Annotated in this window: 1 protein-coding gene; it reads left to right on the forward strand. The window is 65.2% G+C overall.

Annotation, left to right across the window (positions count from 1 at the left end; genetic code table 11):
• Positions 1 to 1,762 (forward strand): beta strand repeat-containing protein (locus tag C7411_RS36735; RefSeq protein WP_181431424.1); only part of this gene is annotated, 1,762 nt, incomplete at both ends.

The following is a 1,762-nucleotide window of genomic DNA, read 5'->3' on the forward strand; positions in this document are numbered from 1 at the left end:
CCACCAACGGGTCAATCACCGGTAACGTGACCGATAACGCCACGCTCGCCTTCGATCCCGCTTCCGGTACGACGATGACCGAATCCGGCGTGATCTCGGGCACTGGCGCACTCCAGCAGATCGGTGCAGGCACTACCGTGCTGACCGGCGTGAACACCTATACCGGCGGCACCACGATCAGCGCCGGCACGCTGCAACTGGGCAATGGCAGCACCAATGGCTCGATCACCGGCAACATCATCGACAACGCCACGCTCGCCTTCGATCCCACCTCCGCCACGATGCTAACCGAATCCGGAGCGATTTCAGGCGCCGGTCAAATCCAGCAAACCGGCGCCGGCATAACGAACCTGACCGGCGACAGCAACACCTTCTCCGGCACAACCACCATCACAAACGGCTCGCTGCTGGTGAGCGGAACGCTCGGCAACGCGAGCAGTACCGTCACGGTCTCATCCGGCGGCACGTCGGGTGGCAGCGGCACGCTCGGCGGTAACGTCAACATCACGAACGGCATCCTGGCGCCGGGCAACACTGCCCTCGGCGGCGGCCCTGGCACGCTGACCATCAACGGCAGCCTCACGCTCGCCAGTTCTTCGACTCTCGACTATCACTTCGGCCAGGCGAACGTCGCTGGCGGCCCGTTCAACGACCTGACGGCGGTCGGTGGAAACCTGACGCTGGCCGGCACGCTGAACGTCTCATCGTCGGTCGCCAGTTTCGATCCGGGAATCTACCGGATCATCAGCTACGGCGGCACGCTGACCAACAACGGCCTCGCAATCGGCTCGCTGCCCAACGGCGACTCGGGCACGATCCAGACTTCGATCGCAGGCGAGGTCAACCTGGTCAACACGACTGGGGCGGTCACGAATTTCTGGGACGGGGGCAGCAGCAGTGCAAAGAACAACAACGCAGTCGATGGCGACAGCGGCACCTGGCAGTCCGCGACTGGCAACGACAATTGGACGACCGTTGACGGCGCGATCAACGCGCCCTACGCGAGTGGCTCGTTTGCGATCTTCGCCGCGACGCCCGGCACGGTGACCGTCGACGACAGTCTGGGCAACGTCGTCTCCGGCGGCATGCAGTTCGCCGCCAGCGGCTACCTCATCCAGGGCAGCCAGATCACGATGGCTGCAGGCAGCAACGTAATCCGCGTCGGCGACGGCACCTCGGCCGGAGCCGGCTACGTGGCCACGATCGCGTCCCAACTGACCGGCAGCGGCGGCATCGACAAGGACGACCTCGGGACCCTGGTCCTGGCCGGCGCGAATACCTACACGGGTGGCACGACGATCAGCGCCGGCACGCTGCAACTGGGCAACGGCACCACCAACGGCTCGATCACAGGCAACGTCACCGACAACGCCATCCTCGCCTTCGATCCCGCCTCTGGCACGACGATGACCGAACCCGGTGTGATCTCCGGCACCGGACAGGTCCAGCAGATCGGCACGGGCACCGCCGTGCTGACCGGCACAAACATTTACACCGGCGGCACGACGGTCAGCGCCGGCACCCTGCAACTGGGCAACGGCACCACGAACGGCTCGATCACAGGCAACGTCACCGACAACGCCACGCTCGCCTTCGACCCAGCCTCCGGCTCGACGATGACCGAAGCAGGCGTGATCTCCGGCACCGGTCAGGTTGAGCAGATCGGCGCGGGCACGACCGTACTGAGCGGCGTGAACACCTATACCGGTGGCACCACGATCAACGCCGGCACATTGCAGATTGCAGCAGACGACAACCTCGG

Origin of the sequence: Paraburkholderia silvatlantica (assembly GCF_003096715.1) — a bacterium.
GTDB classification, from domain to species: domain Bacteria; phylum Pseudomonadota; class Gammaproteobacteria; order Burkholderiales; family Burkholderiaceae; genus Paraburkholderia; species Paraburkholderia silvatlantica.